This window comes from Pelagimonas sp., assembly GCF_058892305.1.
Genome location: NZ_JBZXVN010000045.1, coordinates 39,087 through 56,595, shown reverse-complemented (window position 1 = coordinate 56,595; position 17,509 = coordinate 39,087). Strand labels below are relative to the sequence as shown.

Here is a 17,509-nt window from a genome sequence, read left to right as displayed (position 1 = left end):
CCCGACATTTCTTGGTGGGGCGATTTTCGGTGGGCGACCTAGTATTCTTGAGTGTCATTCACCGTCGGATATTGCGTGACAAAACGCCCATTCGCGAGATTGCGCCACAGATGGGTTTGTCTAGAAATACGATCAAGAAGTGTCTACGCGAAGGTGGGGGAGCGCAAGTTTAAGACGTCCAGAGGCCAACGTAGATCGCTATGATTGCCTGAGACAGGCAGGGGAGAACGCCATGCGTCATGTCACCCATCGCCATTGTGCTGCGCAACCTCAAGCCCTTTTGGCATGGCAAATGCGGTTGAGGACTTGGTCAGCCAAGGCACGCCGGCGTTCGAAGCTGCGACGCCACAATTGCTCACGGCGGAGATCGCAGATCGCGAGGTACGGTCCATCGCCTACCGCACCAAGGTGGCGCGCGTCCCTGCATACAATGACCTCACCGGCTTCTGTTTTGCCTCCAACGAGATTAACGAAGCAACGGTGCGGCAGTCGCATCACTATGAGTTCATCGAAGCCGCTAAGAATGTCGTGCTGATCGGCGGGCGAGGAACGGGTAAAAGCCACACGACTACCGCAATCGGCGTTTAGGTCATCGCGCAACACAGACGCAAAGTCTGCTTCTTCTTGACCGTGGAATTGGTCAATGTGCTGGAGCAGGAGAAAGCACTCGGCAAGGCAGGGAAGTTTGCCGAAATGCTGACGAAAGTCGACTTGGTCATCCTGGACGATCTCGACTAACTGCCGGTCAACGCGTCTGGCGGAGCGCTTCTCTTCCACCTGCTGAACAAACTCCAGGAACGCACCGGCGTGATCATCATCACCAACCTCAGCTTCTCAGAATGGGTACAGGTCTTTTGCGAAGCGAAAATGACCACCTCGCCCCTCGATCAGTTTACGCATCGCTGTCACATCATGGAAACCGGCAACAATAGCTATCGCTTCAAAACCAGTTCCAAAGCCGCAAAGAAAACGGGAAAGGAGACCGCTACATTGACCCCGTCATTAACAACGACGTATAACTAAGGCTGGGACAAATCATAGTGATAATTCCAGGTCAGGTCCCAGGGCAATCAACATTCTGGCGGATGGTTGTTCCGTTTCGACATCGCTGATCTCCTCTTCGTTGACGATCAGCAAACAACAAATTGTAGCTTATGTCAGTGTCGGAAAATCAGGGCGTAGCTCAGATCGTTGGGCCATTTTTATGAAGCTTGCCTAAGTTCCGCGGGGTCATCTTTCTCTGTAACGGTTATGGGGATTTCGAACTTCTCAGCCAGCTCAGCCATGCGGTCCGCATCCGAACTGAGCATCTTGCTGGCTTCTGTCGTTTCTTCGACCATAGATGCGTTTTGCTGAGTGACACGGTCCAATTGCGTTATTCCCAAGTTGATTTCAGTCAACCCTGACGATTGCTCTGATGTGACTTTGGCAATTCCAGAAATGAGTTGTGAAATCTCACTGAAACGTTCCAGGATTGAGGTCAATGCCTCGCCAGTTTTGCCAACCAGCTCAACGCCTCTATCAACATGTTCAGAGCTTTTATTGATAAGGATTTTGATTTCACTGGCGGATTCAGCGGACCTTTGGGCAAGAGCGCGCACTTCTGAGGCAACTACTGCAAACCCTTTCCCTGACTCGCCAGCTCTGGCGGCTTCCACTCCAGCATTCAATGCAAGAAGATTGGTTTGAAAGGCTATGTCGTCAATAACATTAACTATTTGCGAAATCTGGCTCGAGCTACTGTCGATTTCGGTCATGGCCGAAACAGCGGTGGCGACAATTGCACCACTCTCTTCCGCGTCCGTTTTTGCTTTTTGCATTGTGTCTTCAACATTTCGTGCACCGTTAGCAGAAGACCGAACGCTTGCTGTCATTTCGTCCAAGGCAGCTGCGGTTTCCTCAAGCGTTGCAGCCTGGCTCTCAGTGCGTTGAGACAAGTGATTGGTGGCTTCAGTGATGCCGGATGCACCGTTTCGAATACTCGAAACCGAATTTATAACTTCGGATAGTGTGTTGCTAAGAGTAGATTGTGCAATGTTGAAATCTTCGCGCAATTTAATGTATCCGCCGCTCATTTCTGTTTCGATAGGAGTACTCAAGTCCCCTTGAGAAAGGCGTTCTAGACCTGCACCAATTGCATCAACTGCTGCTTTTTGCTCAGCTGCTCGTGCTTCTCTTTCGGCTTCTGTTGATGCGGCCATTTCCTGACGTTCCACCAACCCATCGCGAAAAATTGCAAGCGCACGCGCAATCCGAAAAATTTCATCAGACGACTTTTCAAAGCCGGAAACTTCAGATAAATCGCCCTCTGCAAGTCGCTCAGTCATTTTGCTGATCGAACGAAGTGGGCGCAAAATCAAGAAACGTGAAAGGATTAGTGACAAAACTAAGACCGTTGCGGATCCAGCCAATAGTAATTGCATCCATTGTTCGTTCTTCTTTACATCCGACGAAATTCCGTTCGCCATTTCGCCAATTTCAGACAGGTTTTGTTGGCCCAGAGAACGTGCGATCTTTGATATTTCCAATACGGATTTTGCAGTTGTATCAGATTCGCGAGCTGCAGATGCATTTGATTGAAGAGACGCGGTTTTAAATGCGGGTAAACCCATTGACGGATCAGCTAAGGCGATCAATCCAGAGAGATCTCGCGTCAGAATTCCGTCCTTGAAATCCATGTATTTTTTTAGCTCTTGAGCTGCCTTTGAGAGGCGACCAGCTGCTGAGTGTGTTTCAAATACGCCCGGTGCTACAACAACGTCCAAGGCTGCCATTTGGAACGTGCTGATCCAAGAATTTATCTCCAATAGTGTGTTGAGATACCCCACTTCGTTGGTCAATAAATTTTGGATAACTTCGTGGTTTTCCATGCTGGCCTCTTCGGCAGCAATAATCAAATTGAACAACATATCGTCGACCGCGGAAGACAACAAAACGTCTGTCTCACGCCGTGCGGCCAAAACTGCCTTGCGGTTAGTCGATAAGCGAGACTCCCCCTGGGCCAAAGCTGTGGAAAACGTTTGGGCGGCAGTCGTCAGGCTCGAAACATCAAGTGTAACTTCTTCATTCTCTGACAGAATTTCAAGAATATTGGACAAACGTTCGTTTGATGCTTTCGCAATATCAGATAGAATTGACTGTGTGCCGGAGGCTTGATTGCTTGAAAGTGCAAATGTTGTTCCGGCCAAAAGGTTAATCTCCGCCCGCGCTTCTAGCAAGGCTTGAAGGGCTGCAAACTTATTGTCCACCATATCTGAGAAGGTAGCGTCGATTGAAGAAATAGTGAGCTCTCCTCCTTTCTTGAGATTTTCGGAGGCTTCAGCCGCCATAGCCGTTAAGATTTTTTGCAATTCCAGGCTGCGTGTTTGCATTTCAGCAGTTTGAGATTCAATCCAAGTTGTGTTCATAAAGCTATTGTTACGCGCCTCAATCAGAGCTTGCAGGGCCTTCGTAGCTTTTTGTTGGATTGGTTCAATCTCGGTCCGGGTGCTGTCCGGAAGCAAGGTTATAAGGGTTTCCAATTGCTGCATTGTGGCCTGAGAATGCTTTTTCGCGTCTTCCATGGCTTTTGCGTTGTCGACAAGTAAAACAGTCGTCATCGCATTCTTTGCGTCACTACTGACTGATACCAACTGGCTGCTAAGTTCCAAAGCAGGGAGGCGTTCTTGTGTAAGTTGGCCCATGTCTTGGGACACGCGCCCAAATACCAATGACACCAAGACACCCACGGTCGCGGAGGCCGCTCCCATGGCCAATAAGATGACTGTTATCTTGCTTCCGATGCTCGAAAACAATCTAAATCGACGTTTAAAAGGATTATTGGAGCTGTCAGCCATGTGAAAAAATCCAAAGGTTGTCGGACGAAAGAGAAGGTAAAAGATGTGGCCCGACCCAAAGACAGGGAGGGGCCACGTTTGTTTAGGAGCCGCCTTGGGCAACAATTGGTGCAAAACCACCTTCTTTGGTAATGCGTGTCAAAAACACGTCGTCCATGCCCTGGTTGTCACCTGGACCGAACTCCATAACCACACCGCCAAAATCAATGTGTCGCAGGTTCCCCAATGCCGCGAGATAGCTTTCGCGCGACAAGTCTCGACCAGCGGCCTCAAGCGCCTCTATTGCAAGGCGGCCTGTGAGATAGCCCTCCAGCGTCACAAAGTCGGGGCTGGCATCAGGGTCAAGTGCCGTCAATGCCTTATGGTATTGGGCGACGACGGGAATTGCGGTATCCCAAGGAAAAGGGACGACCTGACTGATGATGACACCTTCTCCATCTGGCCCCAATTCACGGGCAAGAGCGTCAGATCCGACAAAGGAGATGTTCACGAAGGTCGGGTTGAACTTCATTTTGCGTGACAAACGAATGAATTCTGCGACGGGTTTATATGCCCCAACCATAACCACCGCATCTGGTTTGGCTTTGCGAATGGACAACAGGGCCTTTTTTACAGCGACTGTGTTACGTGTGTAGGTCCCTTCGGCTGCCAAAGTCATCCCTCGGCTTTCCAGGGCGGCGGTAACACCCGCCAGACCGACACGACCAAAACCGTCGTCTTGATACAAAAGCGCGATGTTCTGCATGCCTTGCTCGTCAACCAAATGTTTGATCCAAGCTTCGGTTTCGGCGAAATAGGTTGCGCGTACGTTGAAAACATTTCCATGTTCGGCTTTGCGCAAAAATCCAGCACCTGTAAATGGGCCGATGAAAGGCAGTCCCGCAGCGGTAGCGACGGGCTGAGTGGCGGCGGAGGTTGGGGTGCCAACCGCACCGACAAAGCCAATGTGGTTGCCACCATCAATCACATTTTGGACATGTTCGACTGATCGGTCTGGTTCGTATCCGTCGTCCAAGCTTTCCAAGGTGATCTGACGCCCGTGAATTCCGCCAGCGGTGTTCGCTTCTTCAAAGGCTGCAGTCATTCCCATGCGCATGCCTTGTCCCAAAGCGGCAGCAGGACCGTCCAATGCAGCAACCTGAGCAAAGGTGACTTCGGTGTCCGTAATGCCTTGTCCTGCGGCCAAAATACCAGGTAGCAGGGCTAAAGAAGCTGCTAATAGTGTTGTTCTCGTCCGATTCATTCAAGTTCTCCATTTGCCGGGCTTTCGTCAAACAGTGATCCACAAGGCTTAATGAAAGGTCTGACAAACTCAAATAAATACAGCAAATTTGATCTGATACTGGCCAGCTCAGGAAAATGATCAGACACATTGCTGTCGGTTTTGGTCGGAACCATATGATCAGTATGGGCGTGGGAGCGGTGTCGAGATGGGGCGGACTAAGCGTCGCAGACGCTTGCCCAAACTTGAAAAACTTGTTTTACTTTAAGTGTCCACAGCCGAAAGACAGGCTGTTTGACATGCCGATGCCAGACCTTGGTGGAAGGGGATTTTAGGGTGACTTTGGGGCTGCGACCCCTTGAATAGGTTTGGTTCTGGCAGAGCAATAAATTTATTTGAGCAGGTGTGGGCCTATGACGAAACACGACCCAAGGAGCCAATGGCTGAAAAGTCAGTCCCGTAATTTGAGACGCACCGACCAATGGGGCCAAAGCGCTCGTTGTCTAGGCGCCCCTCGCTTTTTGGGTGAGGTCAAATATGATTGATCCTGAATATGTAAGGACATTGGCACAATACAATGAATGGCAAAACACGCAGCTCTTGGGAACTATGCGAGGCGTGAATCAGGACGTTTTATATCAGGATCGAGGGGCCTATTTCGGGTCGATTTTTGCAACCGCCAATCATATTTTGTGGTCCGACCAATTGTGGATGTCGAGATTTACCAACTACCCCGCACCCATGGGGAATTATGCCAAGGGCACCGAGATTGCGTCCTCTCTCGAAGATTGGGCCATTGAGAGGTTCCGTCTAGATCGCGCCATATGTGATTGGGGTCAACATATTAAAGCTGTGGATCTTGCAGGTGAGCTAAGTTGGTTTTCTGTCATCAATCAACGTGAATATACAAAAACCAAGGGGTTGTGTGTCGTTCATATGTTCAACCATCAAACGCATCATCGGGGGCAGCTGCATGTGATGTTGACGGCGGTGGGCTGTGTCGGTGCGACAAGTGACCTAACGTTTATGCCCGTCACGGAGTGTTGCGCCTGAGCTATACCCTGCTTAGCAATGTTTAAACTTTTGAATTGGGAGGCCCAAGATGTTCAACGCGCTCGTTGTGACAAAGGATACAGAGAGCGGCAAAACAGCCGCAGATGTGCAATCGATTGGGCTTGATGATCTGCCCGCCGGGGATGTGACCGTTGCGGTGGAATACTCTACTGTGAATTATAAAGATGGCCTTTGCATTGGACCCGGCGGTGGCTTGGTGCGCAATTACCCCCATGTGCCAGGTATTGATTTTGCCGGAACCGTCGAGGCGTCGGATGATCCGCGCTATGCGCCCGGCGACAAGGTTGTTTTAACCGGGTGGCGCGTTGGCGAGGCCTATTGGGGCGGCTATTCGCAAAAGGCGCGTGTCAAAGGGGACTGGCTTGTTCCGCTTCCCGATGGTTTGGATACGCGCCGCGCGATGGCGGTTGGGACCGCTGGCTTCACGGCGATGTTGGCGGTGATGGCGCTTGAGGATCACGGGCTTAAGCCGGGGCAGGGGCCGGTTTTGGTCACCGGGGCCGCCGGTGGTGTTGGCTCTGTTGCCACGGCTATTCTCGCCCATCTTGGGTATGAGGTTGCTGGTGTGACCGGGCGCCCGGAAACCGGTGATTACCTGAAATCACTTGGGGCGAGTCAGATCGTGGCGCGCGAGGCGCTCAACGAAACCACCAAACGCCCGCTTGAGGGCGAAACGTGGTCCGGCTGTGTTGACGCGGTTGGCGGTGCCATGTTGGCGCGCGTTTTGGGCCAGATGAACTACGGTGCCTCAGTTGCAGCAGTTGGGCTTGCCGGTGGCGCGGGGCTTCCCGCGACGGTTATTCCGTTCCTGCTGCGCGGTGTGAACCTACTTGGTATCGATTCTGTGATGCAGCCCTATGAAAACCGCCTGCGCGCCTGGCAACGTGTGGCAACTGATTTGCCGATGGACAAGCTTGAGGCGATGATCCAACCGGCAACCTTGTCAGATTTGCCACAACTGGGCGCGGATATTCTCGCCGGACAGGTTAAAGGCCGCGTTGTTGTTGACGTGAACGCCTAAAACAAGGGGCAGAGTTGACGCCAAGTGGCCTTGGCTCTGCCCAATTCCTGCCGAACTATATGAGTAATCTGGCACCTATTCGTGTGATAGGTGCCCTATGTTCTCTTCTGATTATACGCTTTTTGAATTCCGCGGGCCGATGTCGGTTCCGGTCCGTGTGTGCCCCAGCCTTTTGTTGCTGATTTTCGTCTATGTCGATGTCGCCAATCCCGAGTTTTTGGCGTTCGACCTAATGTTTGTCTTCCTATTGGTTTTGTCGATTTTTCTGCATGAGCTTGGCCATGCCTGGGGATGTTTGATTCAAAGGGTTGCGGTTGGCCGTGTGGTTTTGCACGGCGGCGGCGGTTATTGTGAACACAGCCCGGCGACCACCCATACCGAGGATGAGTTGATCGTTGCGATGGGCCCCATCGTGAATTTGGCTCTCTGGGCGATCTTTTCGCTAATAACGCCCCTCGCGCCGAACAATGACATACTTTGGGTGTTTGCAATGCTTGCGTGGATCAATCTATGGCTGGCGCTTTTCAACCTACTCCCGGTTCAGCCATTGGATGGCGGCAAGCTGTTCTACCTGCTTTTGGGGCGTTTCATGCCCTATCACCTAGCACAGCGCGTCGCCGGTGGCGTTGGTCTTTTGGCCTGTGCCGCTCTTTTGCCGGTGTTGTTTTATAGCTGGTGGGCCTTCGGTCTGGTGCTGTTTTTTCTGCCATCCCTGCCGTTGCATTGGCAAATGTTGCAAGGCAGGGCGCTCTGATCCGCGCCCCAACCAGTCACCTTGTGACGGATCATTTGGTTTCGAAGAACCCAACCGAATTGCCATCTAGGTCAAGCGCATAAAAGAAGCGCCCCGCCGGGAGGGGGATTGGCTCGGATACAACTTCGCCGCCCGCATCACGCACCCGTTGCATCGTGTCTTCTAACGCTCCTTGTGCAGACAAGTGCAGGGTCGATCCGGTGCCCCGCACCGCCGGTTTTCCGGGATACATGCTTAGCGCGATGCCGGTTTTCATATCTTTGGGCTGAAAAACCGCCATCGGGTTTGGGCCACTGTCATCTCGCGTGACCTCCCCCAAAGTGACGGCCTTGTAAAACGCGATCGAACGATCAAGGTCTGTGACGGGCAATTCGCCCCAAACAAGAAAATGCTCTGGTTGATAGGTCATGTTGCTATCCTTTTGTTGCACTAGGTAAAGGGTGACATGCCACCTTGTCAGTTTATGACAGCTGCCTTCGGATGCGGGCCAAGTGCTTGACGGCACCGCGAAACCTCGCTTTGCTGCGAGGCAGGACATCAGGGGGCATTATGCTGGATATCAATTTCGTCAGATCGCAATTTCCTGCGTTTCAGGAACCGTCTTTGCAAGGGCAGGCGTTTTTTGAGAATGCTGGCGGATCGTATACCTGTCAGCCCGTCATTGATCGGCTCACCCGGTTTTACACCCAGCGCAAAGTGCAACCCTACTCGGCCTATGAGGCGAGCCGCCTAGGTGGCGAAGAGATGGACGAAGCCCGAAGCCGCTTGTCGGCGCTTTTGGGCGTTGAGGGGGATGAACTTTCCTTTGGGCCGTCGACAACCCAAAACACCTATGTGTTGGCCCAAGCCTTTCGCCAATTCATGCAACCAGGCGAAGCGATTGTCGTCACCAATCAGGATCACGAGGCCAATACCGGCCCGTGGCGGCGGTTGGTCGACGAGGGGATCGAAATTCGGGAATGGAAGATTGATCCCGCCACCGGGTCTCTGAACCCCGAAGATCTGGAACCCTTGCTGGATGAAAACGTCCGGCTGGTGTGTTTTCCCCATTGTTCTAACGTGGTTGGTGAAATCAATCCGGTGACTGAAATCACCGCTTTGGCCCATGCGGCGGGGGCCTTTGTCTGTGTCGATGGTGTGAGCTATGCACCGCATGGTTTTCCGGATGTGGGGGCGCTTGGGGCGGATATCTATCTGTTTTCGGCCTATAAAACCTTTGGCCCGCATCAGGGGATCATGGTGATGCGCCGCGCACTTGGCATGGCCTTGCCCAATCAGGCGCATTATTTCAATGCCGATAGCCTATACAAACGTTTCACCCCGGCGGGCCCCGATCACGCCCAAATCGCCGCCTGCGCCGGGATGGTGGACTATGTCGATCGCCTTGCGGCGCATCACAATGTTACCGCTTCGCAAGTGCATGACCTTGAGCGCGATCACGAGACCAAGCTGTTGCAGCCGCTTTTGGATTACCTCTCTGATCGCAATGATGTGCGGTTGCTTGGGCCGAAGTCTGCGCAAAATCGCGCGCCAACCGTGGCGATTGAATGTCCCAAACCCGGTGCCGATCTGGCCAAGGATTTGGTTGCCCACGGTATCATGGCGGGGGGCGGCGATTTTTATGCCGTTCGCGCGCTTGAGGCGATGGGGATCAAGCCAGAGCATGGCGTATTGCGGCTGTCCTTCACGCACTACACCTCAGAACAAGAACTGCAGCAGCTTATCAGCGCTTTGGATGTCGTTTTGTGACGCCGCGCCCTTGTCATTAAACACAGCGGGCTAAGTTGCCTCGCATGACTGACCTTGCCCCCATCATCCTTTGGTTTCGCCGAGACTTGCGCTTGCGTGATCACGCGGCGCTTACCCATGCGGTCAATTCAGGGCGGCCCGTCATTCCGGTCTTTTTGAATGACACGTCCGTTTCCGACTTGGGCGCGGCACCGAAATGGCGGCTGCACAAGGGGCTCGAAGTCTTTGGAGCGGCGCTTTTGGGGCTTGGCTCGCGTTTGATCCTGCGATCCGGGGATGCAGAGCAATGCCTGCTACAGCTCTGCGCCGAAACTGGAGCCAGCGGAGTTGTCTGGCAGCGGGCCTATGATCCGCAAAGCGTTGCCCGCGACACCCAAGTCAAAGCCGCGCTCAAGGCGCAAGGCCTCGAGGCGCAAAGTTTTGACGGGGCTGTTTTGCATGAACCTTGGACGGTCAAAACCGGACAAGGCTCAGATTACAAAGTCTATTCCGCCTTTCGACGGGCGGTTTGGGGGCGCAACATCGTCCCGTCCCTTGCGCCCGTTCCCAAACCGACATCGCCGGCAACATGGCCAACAAGCGAGGTTTTGTCGGACTGGCATCTGACCCGACCAATGAACCGCGGTGGGGCGATTTTGGCGAACCATAACCCGGTTGGCGAAGAGGCGGCGCTTGAACGGTTGGAAACCTTCATCACGGATGACCTAAGCCGCTATGCAACGGACCGCGATCAACTTGCAGTGCGCGGCACCTCACGTCTGAGTGGCCATCTGGCACTGGGCGAAATCAGTGTCGCGCGCTGTTGGCAGGCCGGCCAGCACGCTTTGCAATTGGGCAATCCCGGGGCCGAGACCTTTCTCAAAGAACTGCTATGGCGTGAATTTGCCGGCTATCTGCTGTGGCATTCCCCGGACATGCAAACCAAAGCCTGGCGCCCGGAATGGCGCGGGTTTCAATGGAACACTGACCCGGATCACCCGCATTTTATCGCTTGGTCTCAGGCCCGCACCGGTGTGCCGCTTGTTGATGCCGGAATGCGCGAGCTTTATGTCACCGGCACCATGCACAACCGGGTTCGGATGATTGTTGCGTCATATCTGACCAAGCATTTGCGGATGGATTGGCGTTTGGGGCAGGCATGGTTCGCCGATTGTCTGACTGATTGGGATGCGGCCTCGAACGCGATGGGCTGGCAGTGGGTGGCCGGTTGTGGGCCGGATGCCTCGCCGTATTTTCGCGTGTTCAACCCGGATACCCAGCGGGACAAATTCGACAAAGGTGGACGATATGTTCACCGCTGGTTGGCGGAAACATCCCCGTCACCCGATGCATTGGCCTTGTCCTATTTTGATGCCGTGCCTCGAAACTGGGGGCTGTCACCCAACGCGCCTTATCCGCAACCTATTGTTGCTCTGGCCCAAGGGCGCCGCGATGCGCTTGACGCCTATGAGCGATGGAAAACCCAAACCGACGAATAATGCTGAATTTTGGGGCGAATTGCGCCTTAGGGTTGAAAATGCGTAACCGCAACATCTTGCGTTTAGACAAAAAGCGGCGCTATGTGTTGGGGTATCTTTATTTGCAAGAGTAGTTCACCCATGCCCACAGCCGCAAAACTTGTTGCCGCCGTCTTTCTTGCCGCACTTGCCTATGGTGTTTCGGAGTTGATCAAAACACAGATGCCCGCCAGCACGGCCTTTGGCGTGTTTTCGCAGGTGAATGCGGTGATCGGGTTCGTTTGTGGCTGGGCCATTGTCGGCAATCGTGCCGGGCGCGGCATGTCGGCGGCGGTGTCCAACGGGTTTACCGGAACGGTCGCGATGGTGTTTTGGTGCCTGTTCGTGCAAGCCGTCTATGAGATGGTGCAGGAGTCGATGAAACATCGCTACGATGGCGTTGTCGAAGCCTTTGCCGCGATTTTTGAACTCTGCATCAAACTCGGGGAGCATCTGGTGAATGGGCCAGTGCTTCTTAGCCTATTGATCGGCGCGATTGTGGTCGGCTGGGTTAGTGAAGTTGCATCCCGCCACTGGAGGTAACTCTGTCTAATTTGTTCTTCTATGGCACTCTGTGCCATGTACCGTTGCTTGAACTCGTTCTTGGACGTGGGTTCGATCATATCAACACGCGTCCCGCGACTCTTAAAAATCATGCGGTATATTGGGCCAAAGACCAAGCTTTCCCAATGATTTACGCCAAAGAGAACGCTGTGGCCGAGGGGCTCTTGGTTTGCGATCTTAGTCAAGATGATCTGGACCGATTGAACTTTTACGAAGGTGGGTTTGCCTATGAATTGCGACCCGTAGAGGTGGCTGTAGATGGGCAGGTCTTTGCGGCGCAAGTCTATTTCCCGGATGAAACCCTATGGGAAAAAGGGGCGCGGTGGTCACTTGAGGATTGGGTCGACACTTGGTCGCGGATGACATTAGGGGCCGCCCAAGAAGTCATGGCGCGGCGGGGGGCTGTATCGGCACAAGAGATCGTGCATCTCCTGCCGTTTTTCCGCGCCCGCGCTTGGGCTCAGGAATTGGCGGAGACACCGGCACCACAGACCCTTAGAAACCCGATGTCCTCGCAGGATGTGGAAATTGTCAAAGATCGCCCCGGTTTTGACGGTTTCTTTCGGGTCAAGGCGTTCAAAGTCAGCCATAAGAAATTTGATGGCACTCATAGCCCGGCTTTGTCGCGCGAAACCTTCATGTCTTTTGATGTGGCGTTGTTATTGCCCTACGACCCCGTCACCGATCAGGTTTTGTTGATCGAACAGGTCCGGTTTGGCGCCTTGAACCGGGGCGATCCGGCCCCATGGGTGTTGGAGCCGATTGCTGGTTTGGTCGATGCCGGCGAAGCCCCCCGAGACGCTGCGATCCGTGAAAGCGCCGAAGAGGCGAATTTGGAGCTGAGCCAGCTGATCGACATGCCAAAGGTTTATGCCTCGCCGGGGTATTCGACCGAGTTCTTTCATTGCTACCTTGGCATCTGTGACCTTGGCGGGCGCGGGCAAGGGCAGGGCGGCCTTGCGTCGGAAAACGAAGACATTCGCAACCATGTGATTTCCTTCGATCACGCCATGGATCTTGTCGACAGTGGCGAGGTCAATGTTGCCCCATTGTCGATGATGTTGCTGTGGCTGTGCAGAAAACGAGGGACTTTGCGCGCGCAACTGTGATTGCAGTGGCTTGAGTTCAGCGCCGCGCAGTCCTAAACCTGTTTGGTAAACGCGACGAAAGGACTCGGAATGCGCATTGCCTCTGACTTGGCTCAGGCCATCGGAAACACCCCTCTTATCCGTCTGAACAAGGCGTCCGAAGAGACGGGTTGTGAAATCTTGGGCAAGGCCGAGTTCATGAACCCCGGTCAATCGGTCAAAGATCGCGCCGCTTTGTTTATTATTCAGGATGCGGTTGAAAAAGGTCTTTTGAAACCCGGCGGAACCATTGTCGAAGGCACAGCGGGCAATACCGGCATCGGTCTGGCGCTTGTTGGGGCGTCGATGGGGTTCAAAACCGTGATTGTTATTCCTGAAACGCAAAGTCAGGAAAAGAAAGACATGTTGCGCCTTGCCGGGGCCGAGTTGGTTCAGGTTCCCGCCGCGCCCTATGCCAACCCCAACAACTATGTGCGCTATTCTGGCCGGTTGGCAGCGCAATTGGCCAAGACGGAACCAAACGGTGCGATTTGGGCCAATCAGTTTGATAATACTGCCAACCGACAGGCCCATGTTGAAACAACCGGTCCCGAAATCTGGGAACAGCTCGCCGGCAAGGTTGATGGCTTTGTCTGTGCGGTTGGATCAGGCGGCACATTGGCAGGTGTGGCCGAAGCGCTGCAACCAAAGGGCGTCAAAATCGCTCTCGCCGATCCCGAAGGCGCGGGCATGTTCAAGATTTATACCGGCGACGATAACCCCGGAAATTCGATCACCGAAGGCATTGGGCAGGGCCGCGTCACGGCCAACCTCGAAGGGTTTACACCGGACTTTTCCTATCGCATTCCAGATGCGGAATCCCTGCCTGTGGTCTTTGACCTTTTGGCGAACGAAGGTCTTTGCCTTGGTGGCTCGTCTGGTGTCAACGTGGCCGGTGCGCGACGCATGGCCAAGGAAATGGGGCCCGGCCACACCATTGTGACCGTGCTGTGTGATTATGGCACGCGCTATCAATCGAAATTGTTTAACCCCGAGTTTTTAAAGGAAAAAGGCTTGCCGACACCGCCTTGGATGACCAAGGCTCCGGCGAGCATTCCAGGTGTATTTGAGGATTCATGACCCGATTGCTGCGTGGCTGCATTGCCGGGCTAGTCGCCCTTTTTGTCATTGTGTCACCGGCCTTGGCCCAGTCCAGTGGACCGGACTATGCGACATGGGAACGGATCGCATCCCAAGCTGAAACAGCCCTAGAGGCCGATCAGTCCTCGGATGAGCGGCTTGAACAAATCCGCGTTCAGGTTGCGCAGTGGCGCGACCAGTTTCTTGAGGCACAAAGCGGCAATGACACGCGGATAAAAACCGTCCAATCGCAATTGGATTCCTTGGGGGACCCTCCCGCCGAAGGTGAAGAAGAAGCGCCGGAAATCAGCGAGAGACGCGCCGAGCTCAAAGAGCAGTTGGCCCGGATTTTGGCTCCAATCAAACAAGCCGAAGAGGCCTATACGCGGTCCAACGGTGTCATCAGCGAAATTGATCGGACAATTCGCAACCGGCAGGCCGATGCCTTTTTGGCTCTGGGGCCATCGCCTCTGAACCCAAGCCATTGGGGCCAGGCGATTGCCGATTTGCACAATTCGGTTGTGGCATCGATTCAAGAAGCCCAAAGAAAATGGGCATCCCCCATTTTGCGCAAACGTGCTCAGGCCAACCTTCCTCTGGTTCTGAGTTTGGCGTTTGTTGGTGGTATGTTGTTGTTGCGCGGACGCGGATGGGCACGCCGGTGGGCTGGCTGGGTTACCGAGCGTGGTTCACACAGCCAAAAAGTTGTTCGGTTTGTCGTCTCTCTGGGGCAAATCCTTCTTCCGATGATCGGTGTTTACATTCTGACACAGGCACTTTTGGCGCTTGGGCTCGCGGGGCCACGTTGGACGCTGTTTTGGGAAAACGTGCCGATTTGGGCGGCGGGGATGCTCGGCATTCATTGGTTGGCCGATCAAGCCTTTCATGACGATGTCGATGTCGCCGTCATGCCGCTTGACCAAGAAGACCGTCAACGCGCCCGCTGGATTTCGGACGTTCTAGCGATCTTGTTTGTCGCGCGCGGCTTTGTCAAAACTCTGACTGAATTTGACAACTATTCAGCCGAAACCCTGTCGGTTATTGAGTTCCCTCTTATCGTTTTGACAGGGTATTTTCTTTTCAAGCTAGGCCGCGTGCGCAACGAAGCCGCCGTCGCTGGAACCTTGGCTGCACGCAATGCGGATTCGGGCATTTACCGGTTACGCCTTGCGCGGTTGTTTGGTCGGGCCTCTATTTTCATCGGTATTGTGGGGCCGCTCCTCGCCGCCATTGGTTATATCAACGTGGGTGTTGGCTTGGTCTACCCGGCCGTTGCGACATTGGCTCTTGTCGGCGTCATCTTTGTCTTGCAGTCGTTTATCGGCGATTTGTCGGCCTTGATCAGTGGCAAAGAGGAAGAAGAGACCGAAGGGTTATTTCCTGTCCTTGCCGGATTGGCCCTGTTCCTGTTGTCTTTGCCGGCACTGGCTCTGATCTGGGGCGCACGCAGGTCGGATCTCACCGAACTTTGGGCGCGATTCCAAGAAGGGTTCCAAATCGGAGAAACCCGGATTTCACCCAGTGATTTCATGATCGTAATCGTTCTGTTTGTGATCGGTTACATGGTCACGCGCTTGATCCAAGGGGCGATGCGGAGCTCGGTTCTTCCTCGGACCAAGATCGACCAAGGCGGTCAAAATGCCATTGTTTCGGGTATCGGTTATATCGGCATTTTCGCATCGGCCTTGATTGCCATTACGCTGGGTGGCCTTGATCTTTCTTCGCTGGCGATTGTGGCTGGTGCTTTGTCGGTCGGTATCGGTTTTGGCCTGCAAAATATCGTGTCAAACTTTGTGTCTGGGATCATACTCTTGATCGAACGGCCCATTTCCGAAGGGGATTGGATTGAGGTCAACGGGGTGCATGGCACGGTGCGTGACATTTCCGTGCGCTCCACCCGGATCGAGACCTTTGACCGCTACGATATGATTGTTCCAAATGCTGACTTGGTGTCGGGAACCGTGTCAAACTATACCCGCGGCAATGTGTTGGGGCGCCTTATCGTGCCGGTCGGGGTTGCCTATGGCACCGATACCCGTCGGGTTGAGAAGATTTTGCTAACGATTGCCCGTGACCATGACATGGTTCTTATGAATCCGGCCCCTTATGTGGTGTTCCGCGGCTTTGGGGCGGATTCGATGGATTTTGAAATTCGGGTGATCTTGCGGGACGTGAACAAAGGTCTGGGCGTTCGCACCGAGATCAATCACCAGATTGTTGAGCGTTTCACCGAAGAGGGGATCGAAATTCCCTTTGCACAGCGCGATATTTGGTTGCGCAACCCCGAGGTCTTGCGGGGAGACACCCCACCAACACAAGAGGATGAGACATGAGTGACCCCCTTTACCGTCAAGACGCCTATGCGCGGGATGTCTCTGGTGTTGTGATTGGGCACACGGATGAAGGCGGGATTCTAGTCGAGCCGGAGCTGTTTTATCCAACAGGCGGTGGCCAGCCCGGCGATAGTGGCTGGTTGGAATGGGATGGCAAGCGCTTGTCCATTGCGACCACGGTCAAGGGCGAAAATGGCGAGAGCGTTTTGGTTCCGGCTGAACCCGAAGCTCTGCCACCCAAAGGCGCGCATGTAGTACAGGTGTTGGATTGGGAGAGGCGTCACAAGCATATGCGGGTGCATACGGCGCTGCATTTGCTCAGCGTGATTGTGCCTTTGCCCGTCACCGGCGGCGCGATTGGGGCCGGGACCGGGCGGCTCGATTTCAAAATGCCCGAACCGCCCCAAGACGTGCAGTTGTTAGAAGATAGTTTGAACAAGCTTATTGATCGGGATTTGGAAGTCACCGAAGGTTGGATTTCCGACGAGGAGTTGAGCGCCAATCCTGGGCTGGTGAAAACCATGTCGGTGCAACCGCCACGCGGAGCCGGGCGCATTCGTCTTGTGCGGATTGGAACCGGCACCGAACAAGTCGATCTGCAGCCCTGTGGCGGCACCCATGTGGCACGTACGGGGGAGATCGGAACTGTGCGGATCACCAAGGTACAGAACAAGGGCAAACAGAACCGGCGGATCAATATCTCTTTGGAGTGAAAGCGGATGCTCCGCGTACGGTGAGGGTGTTAAAAGGGATGCTTCCGCATGCTTTTTAGGTGCGTTGAGAGGTGTCGATTTGAATTTGGCAACGGAGTCGGGGAGGTGTTGCTGGGGCTTCTTGGTTCACCAAAACAAAGGGCCTTTGTCTTAGAACCACCGCTTGCCTGATTTCGCCCTGACCTCTCCCCACTTCTAAGGCAAGAAAAGTAGCCGTATCCCCTAAAGGGGGCCCTCGGCGATTTTCCTTGCCTTAGCCGCGTGGACAGGCCTTTTCGGGCTCAGGCAAGAGGTGGCTCCGAAACAAAGGCTTGGGTTAGGTTTCTCAGCTGGGGGTTGGAAGGAACCCTTAGACGAAGCTTGGCAGGCGTGCCAGGAGCCAAAACAGGAGAGTGTACCCCTGGTGGCCTGAGCCTGTGATGGTAGATGGATCGTAGGACGCGGCCGACAAAATGCCGATTGGCAAGCTCATCCAGACTATCAGTGTAACAGGGAAGAGATGGATGTTGAGTGTCGCGGTGGCCCAACGCCAATGAAACG

General features: G+C 54.0%; 13 protein-coding genes and 1 pseudogene. 11 read left to right on the top strand and 3 right to left on the bottom strand.

Annotated elements, in window-relative coordinates; translation table 11 throughout:
• The first annotated feature begins 239 nt into the window (after positions 1-239).
• Positions 240-1,023: pseudogene (locus AC5EFR_RS18510) on the top strand (ATP-binding protein).
• 179 nt (positions 1,024-1,202) lie between these two features.
• On the opposite strand, the gene AC5EFR_RS18505 reads toward AC5EFR_RS18510, so the two are convergent.
• Positions 1,203-3,836, bottom strand: coding sequence for a methyl-accepting chemotaxis protein (locus tag AC5EFR_RS18505; RefSeq protein WP_493577223.1), 2,634 nt, complete (start codon positions 3,834-3,836; stop codon positions 1,203-1,205).
• Between the two features lie 82 nt (positions 3,837-3,918).
• The gene (locus tag AC5EFR_RS18500) at positions 3,919-5,079 is read right to left on the bottom strand and encodes an ABC transporter substrate-binding protein (RefSeq protein ID WP_493577222.1); all 1,161 of its coding nucleotides are present in this window, start codon (positions 5,077-5,079) and stop codon (positions 3,919-3,921) included.
• Positions 5,080-5,595: 516 nt separating this feature from the next.
• Here AC5EFR_RS18500 and AC5EFR_RS18495 point away from each other — a divergent pair.
• The 3 genes from AC5EFR_RS18495 (at position 5,596) to AC5EFR_RS18485 (ending at position 7,907) form a co-directional block, all read left to right on the top strand.
• Complete coding sequence (locus tag AC5EFR_RS18495; protein WP_493577221.1) at positions 5,596-6,111, top strand: DinB family protein; 516 nt, start codon at positions 5,596-5,598, stop codon at positions 6,109-6,111.
• Positions 6,112-6,160: 49 nt separating this feature from the next.
• Entirely contained in the window at positions 6,161-7,153 is a 993-nt protein-coding gene (gene acuI, locus AC5EFR_RS18490; protein ID WP_493577220.1) for an acryloyl-CoA reductase, read from the top strand.
• 97 nt (positions 7,154-7,250) lie between these two features.
• The gene (locus AC5EFR_RS18485; RefSeq protein ID WP_493577219.1) at positions 7,251-7,907 is read left to right on the top strand and encodes a site-2 protease family protein; all 657 of its coding nucleotides are present in this window, start codon (positions 7,251-7,253) and stop codon (positions 7,905-7,907) included.
• Positions 7,908-7,938: 31 nt separating this feature from the next.
• Here the strand turns inward: AC5EFR_RS18485 and AC5EFR_RS18480 are convergent, their stop codons facing one another.
• A complete protein-coding gene (locus AC5EFR_RS18480; RefSeq protein WP_493577218.1) occupies positions 7,939-8,316 on the bottom strand; it encodes a VOC family protein in 378 nt (125 codons plus the stop codon).
• Between the two features lie 140 nt (positions 8,317-8,456).
• On the opposite strand from AC5EFR_RS18480, the gene AC5EFR_RS18475 reads away from it, so the two are divergent.
• The 7 genes from AC5EFR_RS18475 to AC5EFR_RS18445 all read left to right on the top strand — a co-directional run bounded on the left by AC5EFR_RS18475 (position 8,457) and on the right by AC5EFR_RS18445 (position 16,969).
• On the top strand, positions 8,457-9,656 hold the full coding sequence (locus AC5EFR_RS18475; protein WP_493577217.1) for an aminotransferase class V-fold PLP-dependent enzyme: 1,200 nt from the start codon (positions 8,457-8,459) through the stop codon (positions 9,654-9,656).
• A 44-nt stretch (positions 9,657-9,700) separates the two neighbouring features.
• Positions 9,701-11,134 carry a cryptochrome/photolyase family protein gene (locus AC5EFR_RS18470; protein ID WP_493577216.1) on the top strand — a complete coding sequence of 478 codons (1,434 nt, stop codon included), beginning with the start codon at positions 9,701-9,703 and terminating at the stop codon, positions 11,132-11,134.
• A gap of 120 nt (positions 11,135-11,254) precedes the next feature.
• Entirely contained in the window at positions 11,255-11,695 is a 441-nt protein-coding gene (locus tag AC5EFR_RS18465; protein ID WP_493577215.1) for a TrgA family protein, read from the top strand.
• Positions 11,696-11,706: 11 nt separating this feature from the next.
• The gene (locus tag AC5EFR_RS18460) at positions 11,707-12,825 is read left to right on the top strand and encodes a gamma-glutamylcyclotransferase (protein WP_493577214.1); all 1,119 of its coding nucleotides are present in this window, start codon (positions 11,707-11,709) and stop codon (positions 12,823-12,825) included.
• A 69-nt stretch (positions 12,826-12,894) separates the two neighbouring features.
• On the top strand, positions 12,895-13,923 hold the full coding sequence (locus tag AC5EFR_RS18455) for a cysteine synthase A (RefSeq protein ID WP_493577213.1): 1,029 nt from the start codon (positions 12,895-12,897) through the stop codon (positions 13,921-13,923).
• Positions 13,920-16,256 carry a DUF3772 domain-containing protein gene (locus AC5EFR_RS18450; protein WP_493577212.1) on the top strand — a complete coding sequence of 779 codons (2,337 nt, stop codon included), beginning with the start codon at positions 13,920-13,922 and terminating at the stop codon, positions 16,254-16,256. Before AC5EFR_RS18455 ends, AC5EFR_RS18450 begins: the two co-directional genes overlap by 4 nt.
• Complete coding sequence (locus AC5EFR_RS18445) at positions 16,253-16,969, top strand: alanyl-tRNA editing protein (protein ID WP_493577211.1); 717 nt, start codon at positions 16,253-16,255, stop codon at positions 16,967-16,969. The genes AC5EFR_RS18450 and AC5EFR_RS18445 overlap by 4 nt, the downstream gene beginning before the upstream one ends.
• Positions 16,970-17,509: the final 540 nt, after the last annotated feature.

What these genes read in the sequence shown, in the direction of transcription:
- AC5EFR_RS18505 (WP_493577223.1), bottom strand. Translation starts at nt 3,836, where the DNA reads ATGGCTGACAGCTCCAATAATCCTTTTAAACGTCGATTTAGATTGTTT.
- AC5EFR_RS18500 (WP_493577222.1), bottom strand. Translation starts at nt 5,079, where the DNA reads ATGAATCGGACGAGAACAACACTATTAGCAGCTTCTTTAGCCCTGCTA.
- AC5EFR_RS18495 (WP_493577221.1), top strand. Translation starts at nt 5,596, where the DNA reads ATGATTGATCCTGAATATGTAAGGACATTGGCACAATACAATGAATGG.
- acuI (WP_493577220.1), top strand. Translation starts at nt 6,161, where the DNA reads ATGTTCAACGCGCTCGTTGTGACAAAGGATACAGAGAGCGGCAAAACA.
- AC5EFR_RS18485 (WP_493577219.1), top strand. Translation starts at nt 7,251, where the DNA reads ATGTTCTCTTCTGATTATACGCTTTTTGAATTCCGCGGGCCGATGTCG.
- AC5EFR_RS18480 (WP_493577218.1), bottom strand. Translation starts at nt 8,316, where the DNA reads ATGACCTATCAACCAGAGCATTTTCTTGTTTGGGGCGAATTGCCCGTC.
- AC5EFR_RS18475 (WP_493577217.1), top strand. Translation starts at nt 8,457, where the DNA reads ATGCTGGATATCAATTTCGTCAGATCGCAATTTCCTGCGTTTCAGGAA.
- AC5EFR_RS18470 (WP_493577216.1), top strand. Translation starts at nt 9,701, where the DNA reads ATGACTGACCTTGCCCCCATCATCCTTTGGTTTCGCCGAGACTTGCGC.
- AC5EFR_RS18465 (WP_493577215.1), top strand. Translation starts at nt 11,255, where the DNA reads ATGCCCACAGCCGCAAAACTTGTTGCCGCCGTCTTTCTTGCCGCACTT.
- AC5EFR_RS18455 (WP_493577213.1), top strand. Translation starts at nt 12,895, where the DNA reads ATGCGCATTGCCTCTGACTTGGCTCAGGCCATCGGAAACACCCCTCTT.
- AC5EFR_RS18450 (WP_493577212.1), top strand. Translation starts at nt 13,920, where the DNA reads ATGACCCGATTGCTGCGTGGCTGCATTGCCGGGCTAGTCGCCCTTTTT.
- AC5EFR_RS18445 (WP_493577211.1), top strand. Translation starts at nt 16,253, where the DNA reads ATGAGTGACCCCCTTTACCGTCAAGACGCCTATGCGCGGGATGTCTCT.